We start from the raw sequence: 14,648 nt of genomic DNA on the forward strand, positions 1-14,648 counted from the left end.
GGTCTCGATGGGGAAGGTGCTACTTGCCGGTCCGCATGGACCCGCTGATACTGCGGCCGCCACATACGGTGATGGTCTGGCCCGTCACGTAATCGGCCTCCGCGGCGGCGAGGAACGCGACCGCACGCGCCACGTCGGACGGCCTGCCCGCCCGACCCACGGGAATCGACTGCCGAACCCGTTCGATGATCTCGTCGGGCATCGAGTTCGACATCGGCGTCTCGATGAACCCGGGGGCGATGCAGTTCACGGTGACGCCATCACCGGCGAGCGAGAGCGCAAGACTGCGGCTGACACCGGCGATCGCCCCCTTCGACGTCGCGTAGTTGGTCGAACCGAAGTTGCCGAGCCACGCCCTCGAGGTCAGCGAGATGACGCGCCCGCTGCCAGACGTGCGCAGGGCGGGAAGTGCCGCCTCGGTGGTGTTGAGCATGCCCACCAGATTCACCTCCAGAACGGAACGGAAGGTGACCGCCGCCATCTTCTCGATGCGGGCGTCCTGCAGGATGCCCGCGCAGTTCACCAGGACGTCCAAGCCGCCGAAGCGATCGACGGCGGCATTGACCGCACGACCCACCGAGGCGCGATCCGACAGGTCGGCCTGCAGCCCGACGGTGTCTGCGTCGCAGGCGGTTCCGACGTCCTCGGCCAGTTGGTCCAACGCCGCCTCGGAGATGTCCGAGACGGCCAGCCGGTAACCCTGAGCGGCCAGGTGAAGGGCGATGCCCCTGCCGATGCCGCCTGCCGCACCGGTGATGAAGGCGCTGCGCGAAAGTGGTTCGGCGACGGCGGTCACGGGTGAGCCCTTCCGAGGGCCGCGCCGCCCGCCAGGTAGATCTCCTGGCCGGTGACCGTGCCCGACACGTCGGCGACGAGGGTGTCGATCATCGCCTGCACCGCGGGGTCGTCCGGCGTCTCGTCGAAGAAGAGGATGTGCGCGGTGGCGCCATGCCGTTGAAGTTCGATGGCGACCGAGCGCACGAAGCTGATGAGCCCGCCGACGACGGCGGCGTCGAGCGGCCGATCGGGATCACCGAGCGCGGCGGACGCGGGGGCCACGACGATGACTCGTCCGCGTCCGCGTGCTGCGGTGATCGCCTCCCAATGGTGTTGCACCACTGAGAACGCCGTCATCAAGGGTTGCACGACGGCGGACTCGTAACGGTTGCCCGCCAGGACTTGCGGTTCCTGGTGGCCCGGATAGATCAGCTGCAGCACGTCGGCCGGCGGGTCGGTCGACGGCGCGGCAGGTTCACCGGTGAGGTCGACTCGGGTGCTGGTGGACGCCGTCATCGTGACATCACCACCACGGTGACCGACGCGCCATCGGTACCGCTGACCGTTCCGCCCTTGCAGTACGCCAGAGCCGTTGCGGCATCGTCGACTTGACGTCCGTCTGCGCGGTCGGTGAGTTGCCATGTCAGTTCGCACACCTGCGCCACACCGGTCGCCCCGACGGGGTGACCGCGACTGAGCAGTCCCCCGCTGGGATTCACCGGGAGCTTCCCGCCGATCGCGGTGTGCCCCTGCTCGGCCCAGGCTCCGCCCTGGCCGACGGGCACCAACCCGAGCCCTTCCATGCGTACGATCTCGGCGATGGTGAAGCAGTCGTGCATCTCGACCAGATCGATGTCGTCAGGCCCGTAACCGGTGATCTCCCAGGCCTGTTCACCGGCTCGACGCGACACGTCCTCGGCGTTGATGCTCGCCTCCGCGGTCGCCAAGGTGCCGCTGACCAGAGCGCACCCCGCCACCCGTGGGGCCGATGACCGTCCGAGCCGGGCCAGTCCCGCCTTGCTGGTGAGCACGACCGCTGCGGCGCCGTCACTGATCGGGCTGCAGTCGAGCAGGCCGAGGGGTTCGGCGATGGTGCGGGCATCGAGTACCTGCTCCAGGCTGATCGGCTTCTGATACTGGGCGAAGGGATTGTGCACGGAGTGGGCGTGGTTCTTGACCGCGACCGCAGCGATCTGTTCGCGGGTGGCGCCGTGGTCTGACATGTAGCGGCGCGCACTCATGCCGTGGTTGGCCGCCATCACCAGCCCGTTGATCGCGTCGAGGTCGGTGGGGTCGGGCATCACGCCGCCCGAGACCCGGTCCGTCATCTTCTCCGCGCCGATCACCAAGACCGTGTCGTACAGTCCGGCCTTGATGGCGATCCAGGCTTCCCGGATGGCTGTGGCCCCACTGGCGCAATAGTTTTCGTGGTTGGACACCGGCAGCCCGCCCAGCCCGAGTTGGACGGCGACGCGCTGCCCGGCGACCGGACCACCGAACACGTGGCCGACGTAGACGGCTTGGATGTCACGGCTCTCCACCGCGGCGTCGGCGATGGCCGCCCGCGCTGCTCCGACTGCGAGGTGCTCGAAGGTGACCTCTGGGGCGAACTTGCCGAAGCGCACCATTCCGGCCCCTGCGACGAAGGTATCGCTCATCGTTGCTCCTCAGCTGCTCGGAACCTGTACCACCACAGAGCCTCTCCGTCTGCGGTCGTCTTCATCGGGAACAGTTCCACGGTGACCTCACTGCCGATCTCGACCCGGTCCGCAACCGCGCCCAGAAGGCGAACACCGTCGTCGAGGTCAACGGTGACGAGGGTGTACGGCGTCTGCAGCGGCGGAGGTGCCTGGTGGACGACGGTCCAGCTGACGACCCGGCCGTGCCCGGCCAACGCGATCTGCTCGATGGCTTCCGAGCCGCAGTGCGGGCAGAGCTCCCTGGCCGGGAAGGATCGTCGGCCGCATCGGGCGCACAGGAGTCCGCGCAGGCCCGGCGGCTCGAGGCTGATTGCGTCGGCCCGCATGGGCAATCCGGTCGTCGTCATCGTTCCTCACCTCCGGTGGACGACACGGCCTGGCCGGGCGCAGGCATCCCGTCCGCGTCGAGGCCGAGCTCGGTCAGTGCGACGCGCCGCAGCTCGGCCTTGGGGACCTTGCCACTGGCCACCCGCGGCAGATCGGCAGCCGCGCGGTACAGGACGTGCTGCGGCGCCTTGTACTTGGCCGCCTTGGTCCTGATGTGCTGCTGGATGTCGTGCGCGGTGACGGCCCCGGCGTCCGCGTCGACGAAGACGACGATGGCTTCGCCGCGGACGGGATCCGGGATGCCCACCACATGGGCCTCGCGGACGCCGGGGACCTCGCCCACCAGGATCTCGACCTCGACGGGGCTGACGTTGATCCCGCCCGGCTTCATGAGCTCGGAGAGGCGCGCGTGAAAGTAGAGGTTGCCTCGTTCGTCGAGCCGACCCAGGTCACCCGTCTTGAAGAAGCCGTCGTCGGTCATCGCCGCCCGGGTTCGCTCGGGGTCCTTGTAGTACCCGCGCATGAGGTGACCGCGGATGAGGATCTGGCCCACCTGACCGGTCGGCACCTGCTCGTCGGTGTCCGGGTCGGCGATGCGGATCTCCCAGCCGGGAAGGGCGGTGCCGATGGTGTTCTCGCTGAGGTCGGCCGGATCGGTGGAGTCGGTGAGGGCGCATAGTCCGTAGGACTCGGTCAATCCGTAGATGCTGGTACCCAGCACGAGGCCGAACTCGGTGCGCGCCAGTCTGCGGTCGGCGGCGCTGAGGCCGAGCACGCCCTTGCGCACGACGAGTCGGCGACTCCCGTGGTCGGGATGTCCGACGAGGCTCCTGGTCATGTTGCCCAGTCCGTAGTAGGCCGTGCAGCGCTCCCGCTCGAGCATCTCCAGAGCGCGGCCTGCCTCGTAGGCCTCCATCAACACGACACACGCGCCGTGCGTCCAGGTCGCACCCAACGCCTGGATCACGCCAAGCCCGTAGAACAGCGGGGTCGCGAGGAACGACCGGTCGGTCTCGTCGAGGCCCTGCCGCTCGCCGATGTTGAACGTGTTGACGATCATCGACTGGTGTTCCAGTGCAACGCACTTGGGCCTGGCGGTGCTACCGCTGGTGTAGATCAGGAACGCGAGATCGTCGGGCTGCACCCTAGATTCGGTCGTGGCGAGGTCGCCGTCGCCGATGACGGAACCGGAGTCGAGGAACTGCGCCAGGGGCGTAGCGCCTGCGAGCCGGTGCTCACCGAGCTCGACGACGTGGCGCAGTGCTGTCGCCGATGAGATCGCGCTGGACACCAGCGGGGCGTAGTCGATGTCGCGCAGACGGTCGTGGAACACCAGGGCCTTCACGTCGACGTGTGCCAGTGCGTAGCTGAGTTCCTCCTGCTGATACCAGGTGTTGATCGGCACGGCGACAGCGCCGATGCGCACGGCCGCCATTGCGGTGTACAACCACTCCGGTCGGTTGCCCGCCAGGATCGCGACTGCGTCACCGCGTTCAATGCCATTGGCCAGCAAGGCCTTTGCAAACGTCGACACCTGCCGATCGACCTCGGCGAACGAGTAGTCGCGCTCCTCGAAGGCAATGGCGGGCCGCTCACCCACACGCTCGGCCAGCTCGTGCAGCAGCGCACCGAGCGTGCGCGATGCGGGTGGTGCGACGGTCATCGTGGTTCCTCCGTGAGTGTGGACGCCGAGGCCGGAACGAGTTCTTGCGACGGGACCGCTAGGCCAGGGGTGTCGATGTCGAATGCGAGCACTCGGCCCCCCTTGGCGACGGTGACGATCAGGGTCTTCAGGCCGGGGCCTGCGAAGCAGACGCTGGTGGGCAGCGTCCGTGCACCGATGTCGATTCGTTGGGTCAGGCGGCCCGATGAGTCGAAATGGGACACTACGCCGGACTTGCTGCCTGCGACCCACAAGCCCCCGTCCTCGTCGGCGGCGATGCCGTCGGGGGTGGAGACGGTCAAATCGGGCGCGGTGGAATCGCGCACGAGGCGGTCGCCGGTGACCAGATAGCGGCGGACCCGGTCGCGAGCGGTCTCGGCCACGTAGAGGCATGTGGGGTCGGCTCCGAAGGCGATGCCATTGGGGAAGTACACGTCGTCGAGCATGACCGCGGCAGCCGCGGTGCCCGGGTCATAGCGCCAGACCCGACCGGGAAGCGCGTCGTCGCCGAAGCCATGGCCGTCGGGATCGGTGAACCACAGGGCCCGGTCGGGGCCAAAGGTGCAGTCCGACGGACTGCCGACCCCGGTGTGGAGCACCGTCTCGGGTTCGAGGCGCCCGTCGGGATCCCAGACCTGGATCGACGGCGGTGTCTGACGCGACGACCGGCTCGGCACCACGCCTCCGCCGTTCTGGGTGATCCACAACCTGCCGTCGTGCCCGAAGGTCATGCCGTTGGGCCCGGCCCCCGGTTCGGCGACCAGAACCGCTGGGCGCCCGTCGAGGAACACCTCGTAGATCGCACCGCGGCTTAGGCTGGTGACGAAGAGGCGCCCGTCCGGCGTCCACACCGGTCCCTCGGTGAACCCGATGCCCGTCGCCAGCGCCGTGGCGTCGTCGAGACCGCGCTCGACGACGGGGAGGGCGCAGGGGGTCCTACCGTACCGGGGCGCCGGGGCGGGCTGGGTGCGTCCCCGAGTCAGCAGCGTTCCCCTCGACCGGATCTGAGGATGCTCTTGCGCCTCGTCGATGCCGAGGACGGGAGTGACGCACGCGTCGAGGTCGGCGAAAACGACAGTCCATTCTGCACGGGTGCGGGTCGCGAAGATCTCGGCGAACGTCCGCTTCATCACCGGCCAGGCGTCACGATCGTGTTGGTCGGGGAAGATCGCGGGATCCAGACCGAGGCCCTGCAGGAGTCGCCGGTAGAAGGGCGCTTCGATGCTGCCGACGGCCATGAACTCGTCGTCGGCGGTCCGGTACACGTTGTAGAAGTGCGACCCGGTGTCGATGCTGTTGGTGCCGGGCTGGCTGGTCCAGCTGCCATGGCCGACGCGGTTCCACACCCCGGCCATCAAGAGGCTGGCTCCATCGACCATCGCGGCGTCGACGACTTGCCCGCGGCCGCTGCGACTGCACTCGTAGAGCGCTGCCAGGATGCCGTTCAGCAGCAGCATGCCGCCGCCACCGTAGTCGCCGACGAGATTCAGTGGCGGAACCGGTGTTTCGCCATCACGGGCGATCGATCGCAGCACCCCGGTCATGGCGAGGTAGTTGATGTCGTGGCCGGCCGAGGCGGCCAGCGGACCCGTTCTCCCCCATCCGGTGACCCTGGCGTAGACGAGGCCACGGTTCACGTTCAGGCAGGATTCGGGCCCCAATCCCAGCCGCTCCATCACGCCGGGCCGGAAGCCTTCGATGAGGACGTCGGCCTCGCGGATCTCGTCGAGCGCGATCTGGAGGTCGGCGGGATCCTTGAGGTCGAGGGTGATGGAAGCCGAGCGGCTCCGTCCCAGAATCCCTGCGTCCTCGGTGCTTTGGCCGGGCCGGTTGATGCGTAGCACCTCGGCACCCGCGTCGGCGAGCATCATGGCGGCGAACGGGGCGGGGCCCAGGCCGGCGATCTCGACGACGTGCAGACCATGGAGCGGACCGGTCATGATGCCTCCCTGTCGGACGTGGTGAACACGAGGTGGGCGGTGCCGAACTGGCACTGGACGGGTTGGCCGACGTGCAGTTCGGACATCGGTGTGCCGGTGACGTTGCCGTACAGCCGCACACCGTCGTCGAGCTCGATCACGGCCACGACATACGGTGTGCGCAAATGAAAGTCGGGAAGATAGGTCTTGTGAAACGAGGCGAACGACCACAGCCGCCCGGCTCCACTGCTCGGCCGCCAGTTCGGGGTTGCCGTATCACCGCACGACCCGCATTGGGTTCGCGGCGGGAACTCGGGCGTGGCGCAGGCCGCGCAGATGCTGATCATCAGTTCGCCCCGGTCGAGGCCGTCGACGTGCGGCGCCAGCGAGCTGCGGTGGGTGAACATCACCGCACCCCGTACACGACGGACGTGACGAACGGTGCGGGGCAAAGGTATTGGGCGGTCGTTGCGCCGTGCACCTGCCGCGGACCGCAGGTGCCGCGCAGTTGTCGGACGGCCTCGACGTTCAATCCCCACCCCTGCATGTAGCTCTCCGACAGGTGCCCTCCGGAGGTGTTCACCGGGAGCTCGCCCTTCAGGCCGATTCGACCGTCCGCGATCCAGGCTCCGGCCTCCCCCGGTCCGCAGAAGCCCAACCCCTCCAACGCGAACAGCACGTTGGGGCTGAAGTTGTCGTATGCCATCAAGACGTCGACGTCGGCACGGCTGCAGCCGGCCATCTCGTACGCCCGCCGTCCGACTGCGGCGATCGCACCGTGCCAGAAGTCCTCCGGCGGAAAGTCGGAATCGCTGAGCTGTCCCTGCCCACCGAAACCCAGTACCGACACCGCGGGCTGCGCGCAATCATCGGCGCGGTCGGCACGCGTCACGATCATCGCGACGCCGCCGTCGTTGACCTGGCAGTAGTCGTAGAGGCGCAACGGCTCGACGATGTAGCGGGAGTCGAGATAGCCGTCCAGCGAGATCGGCTCGGTGAGCACGGCCTGGGGATTGAGCGCCGCGTGATCTCGAAACGTCCTGGCGACCGGGGCGAGGTGTTCCGGTGCCGCGCCAAATTGGGCGCAGTAGCGTTGAAACATCAACGCGTAGAACGCTCCCGGGGACGTGATCCCGTACGGGGAGGTGAGGCTGGGGTTGGTGCCGTAGCCCGTCGCCGCCGACGAGGCACTGGCGCCGCGCCCCCCGTACGTGTGACCGCCACTGCGGCCGTCGTTGCCGTAGACCAGAGCCACCGTGGACGCCATCCCGGCCTCGATGGCCATCACGGCCTGGCCGATGGCGACGCCCGTCATCCGCCCCTCGGCCGGAAGCTGCATCGCCCAACGTGGTTCGATCCGCATGCGCGACGCGATCGCCTCATAGCTGCTGACCCTCGTCGCGATGAGCCCGTCGATGTCCGTCACCGACAGGCCCGCGTCGGCGAGCGCCGCCAGGAGTGCGGCGGTACCGAGGTCGTCGGCGCTGGCCCCAGGCAGATGACCGAACTCGGTCGTTCCGACACCGACGACTGCGGTGCGAGTCGAAGACATGGCTCCGATCACCTCCTTGCCGTTTCCACGGTGAGCCGTCTGGATATTTGATACATAGCCTAGGTGGACCGAGGCTCCGGGTCAAACGAGGACTACCTCATGCACCGGGTTTCAGCCCCAGCTACGTCGCACTATGCCGTCCTCTTCCTGCGCTTATCCGGAGTTGGTCCACGTGGAGGTCACAACCATAACGACTGAGGCATTGGATATTTGATCCAAATATGCATAATTGGAGAGCCCCCACTCCGGTAGAGAGGACCACGATGGAGCCACCAGCCGAACCCGCGCGGACGCGCATGCCGCGCGTTGTCGCAGCAGGGCTGACCGGGACTGCCCTGGAGTACTACGACTTCTTCCTCTACGGAACCGCCGCGGCCCTGGTGTTCGGGCCGCTGTTCTTTCCCTCCTACAGTCCGGTCGCAGGCACCCTCGCCTCATTCGCCACGTTCGCGGTGGGCTTCCTGGCGCGGCCGCTGGGCAGTGTGGTGTTGGGGCAGATCGGTGACCGGATCGGTCGGCGAAGAACGCTGGTCCTGTCCCTCTCGCTGATGGGCGTCGCGACCGTCCTGATCGGCGTCCTGCCGACCTTCGACCGGATCGGCTGGGCCGCACCGGGACTTCTCGTCGTCCTGCGCTTCGTCCAAGGCATCGCCATGGGAGGCGAGTGGGGCAGTGCCGCGCTGCTGCTAGTGGAGCATTCGCCACCACGACGGAGGGGCTTCTATGGCAGCACGGTGCAGATCGGTGTGCCCGCGGGCCTGCTGCTCTCCACCGGCGCGATCGCGTTGAGTGACGGCATCTCCGGGGCCGACTTCGAAACCTGGGGGTGGCGGCTGCCCTTCCTCTTCAGCGCCGTCCTGTTCGTCGTCTCGTTGTTCGTGCGGCTCGGCGTCGACGAGACCCCGGAGTTCACCGCGTTGCGCAACGCCGAGCGACGACAGCGCCAGCCGTTTCGCGCGCTGCTGCGGCATCAATGGAGAGACGTGGCACTCGCCGCTGCCGTGATCGCCCCCGGCGGCATCCTGTTCTATCTCGTGTCGGCATACACCATCTCGTACGGAACCTCGATCCTGGAGATCAACCGCTCGACGATGCTGACCGCACTGCTGTGCGCGTCGCTGGTGTACGTGATCACGATCCCGGTCGCTGGTCATCTCAGTGACCGGTACTCCCGCCGCGCCGTCCTCCTGGTCGGCTGCGCCTGCAGCGTGGTGGGTGGTTTCGTGATGTTCGCACTCATCGACACCGGCTCCGGATTCTTCGTGTTCGTCGGCATCACCCTCATGCTCGGGCTGGCTCACGCCGCGCTGCAGGCGCCGCAACCCGCCTTCTTGGCGGAGCGGTTCCGCGTGGACGTCCGACTCAGTGGCGTGGCGTTGAGCCAGGCCCTGTCGGTCAGCGTCATCGGCGGGACCACGCCCTTCGCGGCCACGCTGTTCTACCAGTGGACGGGGTCGACCTGGCCCATCTGCGCGTGGCTTGCGGTGTGGAGCGTCGCGGGCGCCGCCGCGACGGTCCAGCTCAGCCGTCGCCCGTCCCAATTCTCCGATGCCCCGGTGGATGTCGTCGAATTCGATCCTGCGAGGGGGAACTAGCGTGCCCAATCAGCCAGACACGGACCTCGCCGACATCGGCACCGGGCCCGCCGTCGTGTTCAGTCACGGAACGTTGCTCGACAGGACGATGTTCGCCCCGCAAACGTCCGCGCTTGCCAGCGAGTATCGGACGATCGCCTACACCTCGAGGGCCGGAACCAGCCGCTTCGGCACCGAACGTTCGCTCGACGACCTGGTGGACGATTGCCTGGCGGTGGTGGACGCCGCAGGCGTCGAGCGGTTCGCCTTGGTGGGCATGTCCGTTGGCGGGTTCATGGCCACCGAGCTGGCCCTCAGGCACCCCGACCGCGTCGCAGGCCTGGTGCTGATGTCGACACAGGCAGCCGCCTATACCGCTCAGGAGCACGACGTCTACGGCGCGCTGCTCGAGCCGCTCGATGCCGACGGGCTCATTCCCGAATCGGTCGTCGAGGCGTTTCTGCCGGTGATCTTCGGCAAGCGGGCCCTCACCGGTCAGAGGGCGTTGGTCGACCGCTGGAGGGAGAAGTGGAGGCAGCGGCCCGCGCGGTCGCTGTATGGCGAATACCGCTCTTGGATCGACAAACCCGACCGGCTCGCCGACCTCGCGCGACTGACCATGCCTGCGCTCGTCGTGCACGGCGAGGACGACAACGGCATCACGATCGACCACGCCGAGGCCATGCAACGACGGCTTCCGAACGCCACCTATGTGCCCATCGCCGACGCCGGCCACCTCGTCACCGAGGAGCGCCCCGAGATGGCCACCGGCGCACTTCGGTCCTGGCTGAAAACACTTGACTTCCAACCCAGAAGGCCCGCCACGTGATTGAATCCGACGACCTCGCTGGTGAGCGCTCCAGGGCTCAGTAGCCGTCGTCGGCGAGGATGCCGTCTGCCTTCAGCTTGGCGATCACGTACTCCCCCTCGGCTTGCACGTGGCGACGTGACGCCTCGTCGGCGGCGTCTCCGTCGGAGGCGCGCAGTGCGTCCAGGATCCGTTGATGGCCGCGATTGGCCTCCTCGCTGGCCGCAGGTGGAGCCTCGTAGACCTCCCGCGGCAGGGCGCGTGCCATCTGTCGCAGGATCGACAGCAGCCGCCGACTACCGCCCGTCTGATTGATCAGCGAATGGAACTCCCAGTTCAACGCGTGGGCCACGGATTCGTCACACGTTTGCATCTGCGCGTGCAGTTCTTCGAGTCGCGCGAGCGTCGGTGCGGTGATCCTCGATGCCGCCCGCCTGGTCGCGAGCCCCTGCACCATTCCGTAGACCCGGTAGTGGTCGTCGATGTCCTCGCGGTGAATGGGGACCACGAAGGAACCCTTGTGGGGTTCGGATTCGACCAAACCCTCGCTCTCCAAGGCGATCAGCGCTTCGCGCACCGGGAGGCGACTGACTCCGAGCGCTTCGGCGATCTCGAATTGAGGAATGCGCTGCCCACGGCTCAGCGTGCCGTCGAAGATCAGCGTCCTGATGCGGTCGATGGCACCGCCACTCATGTTTCGGCGCGGCAGAGGGCTACCGGCGACGCTCCTGTGCCCGCCTGCGCGCGGCGTCAGCCCCTGCTGCGACGAACCGCCTTCTTGCGGCTGAGCCATATCGAACTCCCTGGATAATTGATCAATTCCGCCATCCTAGCCGCCGCGCACCGAGAAACGTCAGGCGGCACGCGGATCGCCCCGTCCTACGCCAATGTGGCTGGCAGATCGGCTCTCCCGGGATGACGATGCAACCTCCATCGAAATCGACACTCGACGTCAGCGCCGCGATGGAGTAGCTTCACTAGAAGTCAATGTATCAAATATCCAATGGAGGACGGATGACCGCGACGATGACGCCGACCCACTCACCTGCGGTACGGCAGCGCCTGGATGCCGAACCCCATCTGTTCATCGGTGGACGCCGGGTGCAGGCTCTCAGCGGACAGGCGATCGGGGTCCTCGACCCAGCCACCGGCGCCCAGATCGGGACCGCCGCCTGCGCCGGCGAAGCCGACGTCGACGCAGCAGTCGCGGCCGCCCGCACCGCGTTCGACCCGAAATCCCCGTGGCGAACGATGAGTCCCCTGGACCGTGGGCGCGTGCTTCACCGCATCGGTGACCTCATCTACGCGCACGCCGACGAGTTCGCCGAACTCGAGGTCCTCGACGCGGGCAAGGTACGCGGCGCGGCGCGCGCGATCGACGTCGACTTCGCCGGCCGCGCCTTCCACTACTACGCGGGGTGGCCGACGAAGATCGTCGGCTCGACCGTGCCCGTCTCCCACCCCAACATTCACATCCGCACCGAACGCGAGCCGGTCGGCGTGGTTGCGGCGATCACCGCGTGGAACTTTCCCCTCCTGCTGTGCGGGTGGAAACTCGCTCCCGCGCTGGCGGCCGGCTGCACGGTCGTGCTCAAGCCATCCGAGGAGACCCCACTGTCGGCCCTCTGGCTCGCCGAGCTCGCCATGGAGGCAGGCCTCCCACCTGGCGTGCTGAACGTGGTCCCCGGCACCGGCGACGTCGCAGGCAACGCACTGGTCAACCACGCCGACGTCGCCAAGATCACCTTCACCGGATCGACCAAGGTCGGCAAGCAGATTGCGGCGCGCGCCGCGGACCAGGTCAAGCGGGTGACCTTGGAGCTGGGCGGCAAGAGCGCGAACATCATCTTCGCCGACGCCGATCTCGATCAGGCGATCGCCGGCTCTGCAGGCGGCATCTTCTGGCACTCCGGCCAGACGTGCAGCGCGCCGTCTCGGCTCTACGTGCACCGCAGCATTCACGACGAGGTCGTCGAGCGGGTCAAAGGCGCAGCCGCCGGGCTCGTGATCGGCCACGGGCTGCAGGCCGACGTCGACTTCGGCCCGCTGCTCAACGACACCCAGCTGCAACGGGTTCGAGGTTACGTCGAGCGGGCAGAGGCCGCTGGCGCCCACGTGCACCGGGCAGCCGAGGTCCCCGAAACCCTGACCGGATTCTTCCATCCGCCCACCGTGATCGAATCCGTCACCGACGACATGGAATGCGTGCGCGACGAGATCTTCGGCCCGGTCGTCGTGGTCCTGCCCTTCGACACCCTCGACGAGGTCGTCGACCGCGCCAACGCCAGCGACTACGGCCTGGCCGCCGGGGTGTGGAGCACCAACGTCAACACGGTGCATCGAGCCACCAGTGGGCTGCGCGCCGGGACCGTCTACGTCAACGGCTGGGGCCTGACCGACCCCGCTGCTCCGTTCGGCGGTTACAACCAGTCCGGCTACGGCCGCGACCTAGGGCCGGACAGTTTGGACGGCTTCCTGGAAACCAAGTCGGTTTGGACATTCGTCGACTAACTCTGCACCAACTCCACCGAACATTCTGAAAGGACCCCGAAATGAAGACGCGCGCAGCAGTTCTCACCGCACCCCACGCCCCATTCGAGATCATGGAACTCGACATCGACGAGCCAGGACCCGGCGAGGTGATGCTCAAGATCACCGCCGCCGGACTCTGTCACTCGGATCTGCACATGCTCGAAGGCGACCTCGACGTCCGCTACCCCATGGTCGGCGGTCACGAGGCGGCGGGCGTGGTGCAGAGTGTCGGCCCCGGTGTCACCAAAGTGGCCGTGGGCGACCACGTCGTGTGCAGCTTCATTCCCAGCTGCGGCACCTGTCGCTACTGCTCGACCGGACGACAGAACCTGTGCGACGCCGGCATGACGATCCTCGAAGGCTGCATGCCCGACGGCACCTTTCGGCTGCACAAGGACGGCGTCGACTACAGCGCCTTCTGCATGCTCGGAGCGTTCTCGGAATACGCGACGGTGTCCCAACTCTCGGTGGTGAAGGTCGACGACTGGCTGCCCCTGCAGAGCGCGGTACTCGTCGGCTGCGGAGTTCCGACGGGATGGGGCACCGCCGTCAACGCGGGCAACGTCCGCCCCGGCGACACCACCGTCATCTACGGCGTCGGCGGACTCGGCATCAACGCGGTCCAGGGCGCCGTGGCCGCAGGTGCCAAGTACGTCGTGTGCGTCGACCCCGTCGCGTTCAAGCGCGACACGGCGGTCAAGTTCGGCGCCACCCACACCTTCGCCACCGCCGAGGAAGCCCACGCCAAGGTCAGCGAGCTCACCTGGGGCCAGGGGGCCGACCAGGCGCTCGTCCTGATCGGGCGCATGGACGAAGCGACCATCTCGGCGGCCTTCAGCATCATCGGCAAGGGCTCCACCGTCGTCGTCACGGGAGTGTCCAACGCCGCCAACCTCACCGTCCACGTCTCCGGTCAGGAGATGGTCTTCATGGAGAAGACGATCAAGGGAACGCTCTTCGGATCGTCGAACCCGCAGTACGACATCGTCAAGATGCTCAGGATGTACGACGCGGGCCAACTGAAGCTCGACGAGCTGATCACCACCCGCTACCGCCTCGAAGACGTCAACCAGGGCTACCAGGACCTGGAGGCGGGCCGCAACATCCGCGGCATCATCGACTTCGAGCTCTGAGCACCCATCGCCCGACCATCGAAACCCTAGGACTCTCATGACCGTTGACCATCTCAGCGCCAGCCTGAACGGCAAGGTCGCCATCGTCACCGGCGCGGCGAGCGGCGTCGGCCTTGCGATCGCGCGACAGCTTCACGAATACGGTGTCTCGGTCGTCGCCGAAGACGTCAACCCTGAGGTGATGACCGTGTTCGACGGTCTCGACGGGGTAGCACCGCTGGTCGGCGACGTCACTACCGAGCAGGCAGCCACCGACGCAATCGCCTTGGCGGAGAAACGTTTCGGCAAACTCGACATCCTGATCAACAACGCAGGCATCATCGTCAACAAGCCCGTCGTCGAAACCACGCTCGACGACTGGAATCGCATCATCGGAACCAACGTCACGGGCGCGTTCTTGCACACCCGCGAAGCCATGCGTGCGATGGCGCCCCGGGGCGGCGGAAGCATCGTCAACATCGGTTCCTACGCCTGCTTCCAGAGCTTCCCGACGATTTCCGCCTACGCCGCGTCCAAGGGTGCCCTGGCGCAACTGACGCGTACCGCCGCCCTCGAGGGCATCGCCGACGGCATCCGCGTGAACGCCATCGGCTCCGGTGATGTCGTCACCAACATCCTCGGTGATCCCGACGATCTCGTGAAGCACGGCAAGGGTGCCCCGAT

General features: G+C 67.3%; 14 protein-coding genes. 5 read left to right on the plus strand and 9 right to left on the minus strand.

Going from position 1 to position 14,648, the window contains the following annotated elements; translation table 11 throughout:
- Nucleotides 1-19 precede the first annotated feature (19 nt).
- The 8 genes from ABW137_RS28235 to ABW137_RS28270 are packed head-to-tail and all read right to left on the minus strand — an operon-like array spanning nt 20 to nt 7,938.
- Nucleotides 20-796 carry an SDR family NAD(P)-dependent oxidoreductase gene (locus ABW137_RS28235; RefSeq protein WP_526404940.1) on the minus strand — a complete coding sequence of 259 codons (777 nt, stop codon included), beginning with the start codon at nt 794-796 and terminating at the stop codon, nt 20-22.
- On the minus strand, nt 793-1,293 hold the full coding sequence (locus ABW137_RS28240) for an SDR family NAD(P)-dependent oxidoreductase (protein WP_526404942.1): 501 nt from the start codon (nt 1,291-1,293) through the stop codon (nt 793-795). The genes ABW137_RS28235 and ABW137_RS28240 overlap by 4 nt, the downstream gene beginning before the upstream one ends.
- A complete protein-coding gene (locus ABW137_RS28245) occupies nt 1,290-2,435 on the minus strand; it encodes a thiolase family protein (protein WP_526404944.1) in 1,146 nt (381 codons plus the stop codon). Before ABW137_RS28245 ends, ABW137_RS28240 begins: the two co-directional genes overlap by 4 nt.
- A complete protein-coding gene (locus ABW137_RS28250; RefSeq protein WP_526404946.1) occupies nt 2,432-2,824 on the minus strand; it encodes a Zn-ribbon domain-containing OB-fold protein in 393 nt (130 codons plus the stop codon). The genes ABW137_RS28245 and ABW137_RS28250 overlap by 4 nt, the downstream gene beginning before the upstream one ends.
- Nucleotides 2,821-4,467: a class I adenylate-forming enzyme family protein gene (locus ABW137_RS28255; protein WP_526404948.1), complete on the minus strand. Its 1,647-nt coding sequence runs from the start codon at nt 4,465-4,467 to the stop codon at nt 2,821-2,823. Before ABW137_RS28255 ends, ABW137_RS28250 begins: the two co-directional genes overlap by 4 nt.
- A complete protein-coding gene (locus ABW137_RS28260; RefSeq protein WP_526404950.1) occupies nt 4,464-6,407 on the minus strand; it encodes a CoA transferase in 1,944 nt (647 codons plus the stop codon). The genes ABW137_RS28255 and ABW137_RS28260 overlap by 4 nt, the downstream gene beginning before the upstream one ends.
- Nucleotides 6,404-6,793, minus strand: a complete 390-nt coding sequence (locus tag ABW137_RS28265) for a Zn-ribbon domain-containing OB-fold protein (protein ID WP_526404952.1) — start codon at nt 6,791-6,793, stop codon at nt 6,404-6,406. The genes ABW137_RS28260 and ABW137_RS28265 overlap by 4 nt, the downstream gene beginning before the upstream one ends.
- The gene (locus ABW137_RS28270; RefSeq protein WP_526404954.1) at nt 6,793-7,938 is read right to left on the minus strand and encodes a thiolase family protein; all 1,146 of its coding nucleotides are present in this window, start codon (nt 7,936-7,938) and stop codon (nt 6,793-6,795) included. The genes ABW137_RS28265 and ABW137_RS28270 overlap by 1 nt, the downstream gene beginning before the upstream one ends.
- Before the next feature lie 263 nt (nt 7,939-8,201).
- On the opposite strand from ABW137_RS28270, the gene ABW137_RS28275 reads away from it, so the two are divergent.
- Both ABW137_RS28275 and ABW137_RS28280 read left to right on the plus strand, forming a co-directional pair.
- Nucleotides 8,202-9,533 carry an MFS transporter gene (locus ABW137_RS28275; protein WP_526404956.1) on the plus strand — a complete coding sequence of 444 codons (1,332 nt, stop codon included), beginning with the start codon at nt 8,202-8,204 and terminating at the stop codon, nt 9,531-9,533.
- 1 nt (nt 9,534) lies between these two features.
- Entirely contained in the window at nt 9,535-10,341 is an 807-nt protein-coding gene (locus tag ABW137_RS28280) for an alpha/beta fold hydrolase (RefSeq protein WP_526404958.1), read from the plus strand.
- Between the two features lie 37 nt (nt 10,342-10,378).
- On the opposite strand, the gene ABW137_RS28285 is transcribed toward ABW137_RS28280, so the two are convergent.
- On the minus strand, nt 10,379-11,113 hold the full coding sequence (locus ABW137_RS28285) for a GntR family transcriptional regulator (RefSeq protein ID WP_526404960.1): 735 nt from the start codon (nt 11,111-11,113) through the stop codon (nt 10,379-10,381).
- A gap of 221 nt (nt 11,114-11,334) precedes the next feature.
- Between ABW137_RS28285 and ABW137_RS28290 the strand changes: the two genes are divergently transcribed.
- From ABW137_RS28290 to ABW137_RS28300, 3 genes are all read left to right on the plus strand, one after another.
- The gene (locus tag ABW137_RS28290) at nt 11,335-12,831 is read left to right on the plus strand and encodes an aldehyde dehydrogenase family protein (protein WP_526404962.1); all 1,497 of its coding nucleotides are present in this window, start codon (nt 11,335-11,337) and stop codon (nt 12,829-12,831) included.
- A 41-nt stretch (nt 12,832-12,872) separates the two neighbouring features.
- Nucleotides 12,873-13,985 (plus strand): NDMA-dependent alcohol dehydrogenase, encoded by a 1,113-nt coding sequence (locus tag ABW137_RS28295; protein WP_526404964.1) that lies wholly within the window; start codon nt 12,873-12,875, stop codon nt 13,983-13,985.
- A gap of 37 nt (nt 13,986-14,022) precedes the next feature.
- Nucleotides 14,023-14,648: SDR family NAD(P)-dependent oxidoreductase (locus ABW137_RS28300; RefSeq protein WP_526404966.1), on the plus strand; the 626-nt coding region annotated here is incomplete at its 3' end.

It is taken from the genome of Mycobacterium sp., assembly GCF_040509115.1.
Classification (GTDB): domain Bacteria; phylum Actinomycetota; class Actinomycetes; order Mycobacteriales; family Mycobacteriaceae; genus Mycobacterium.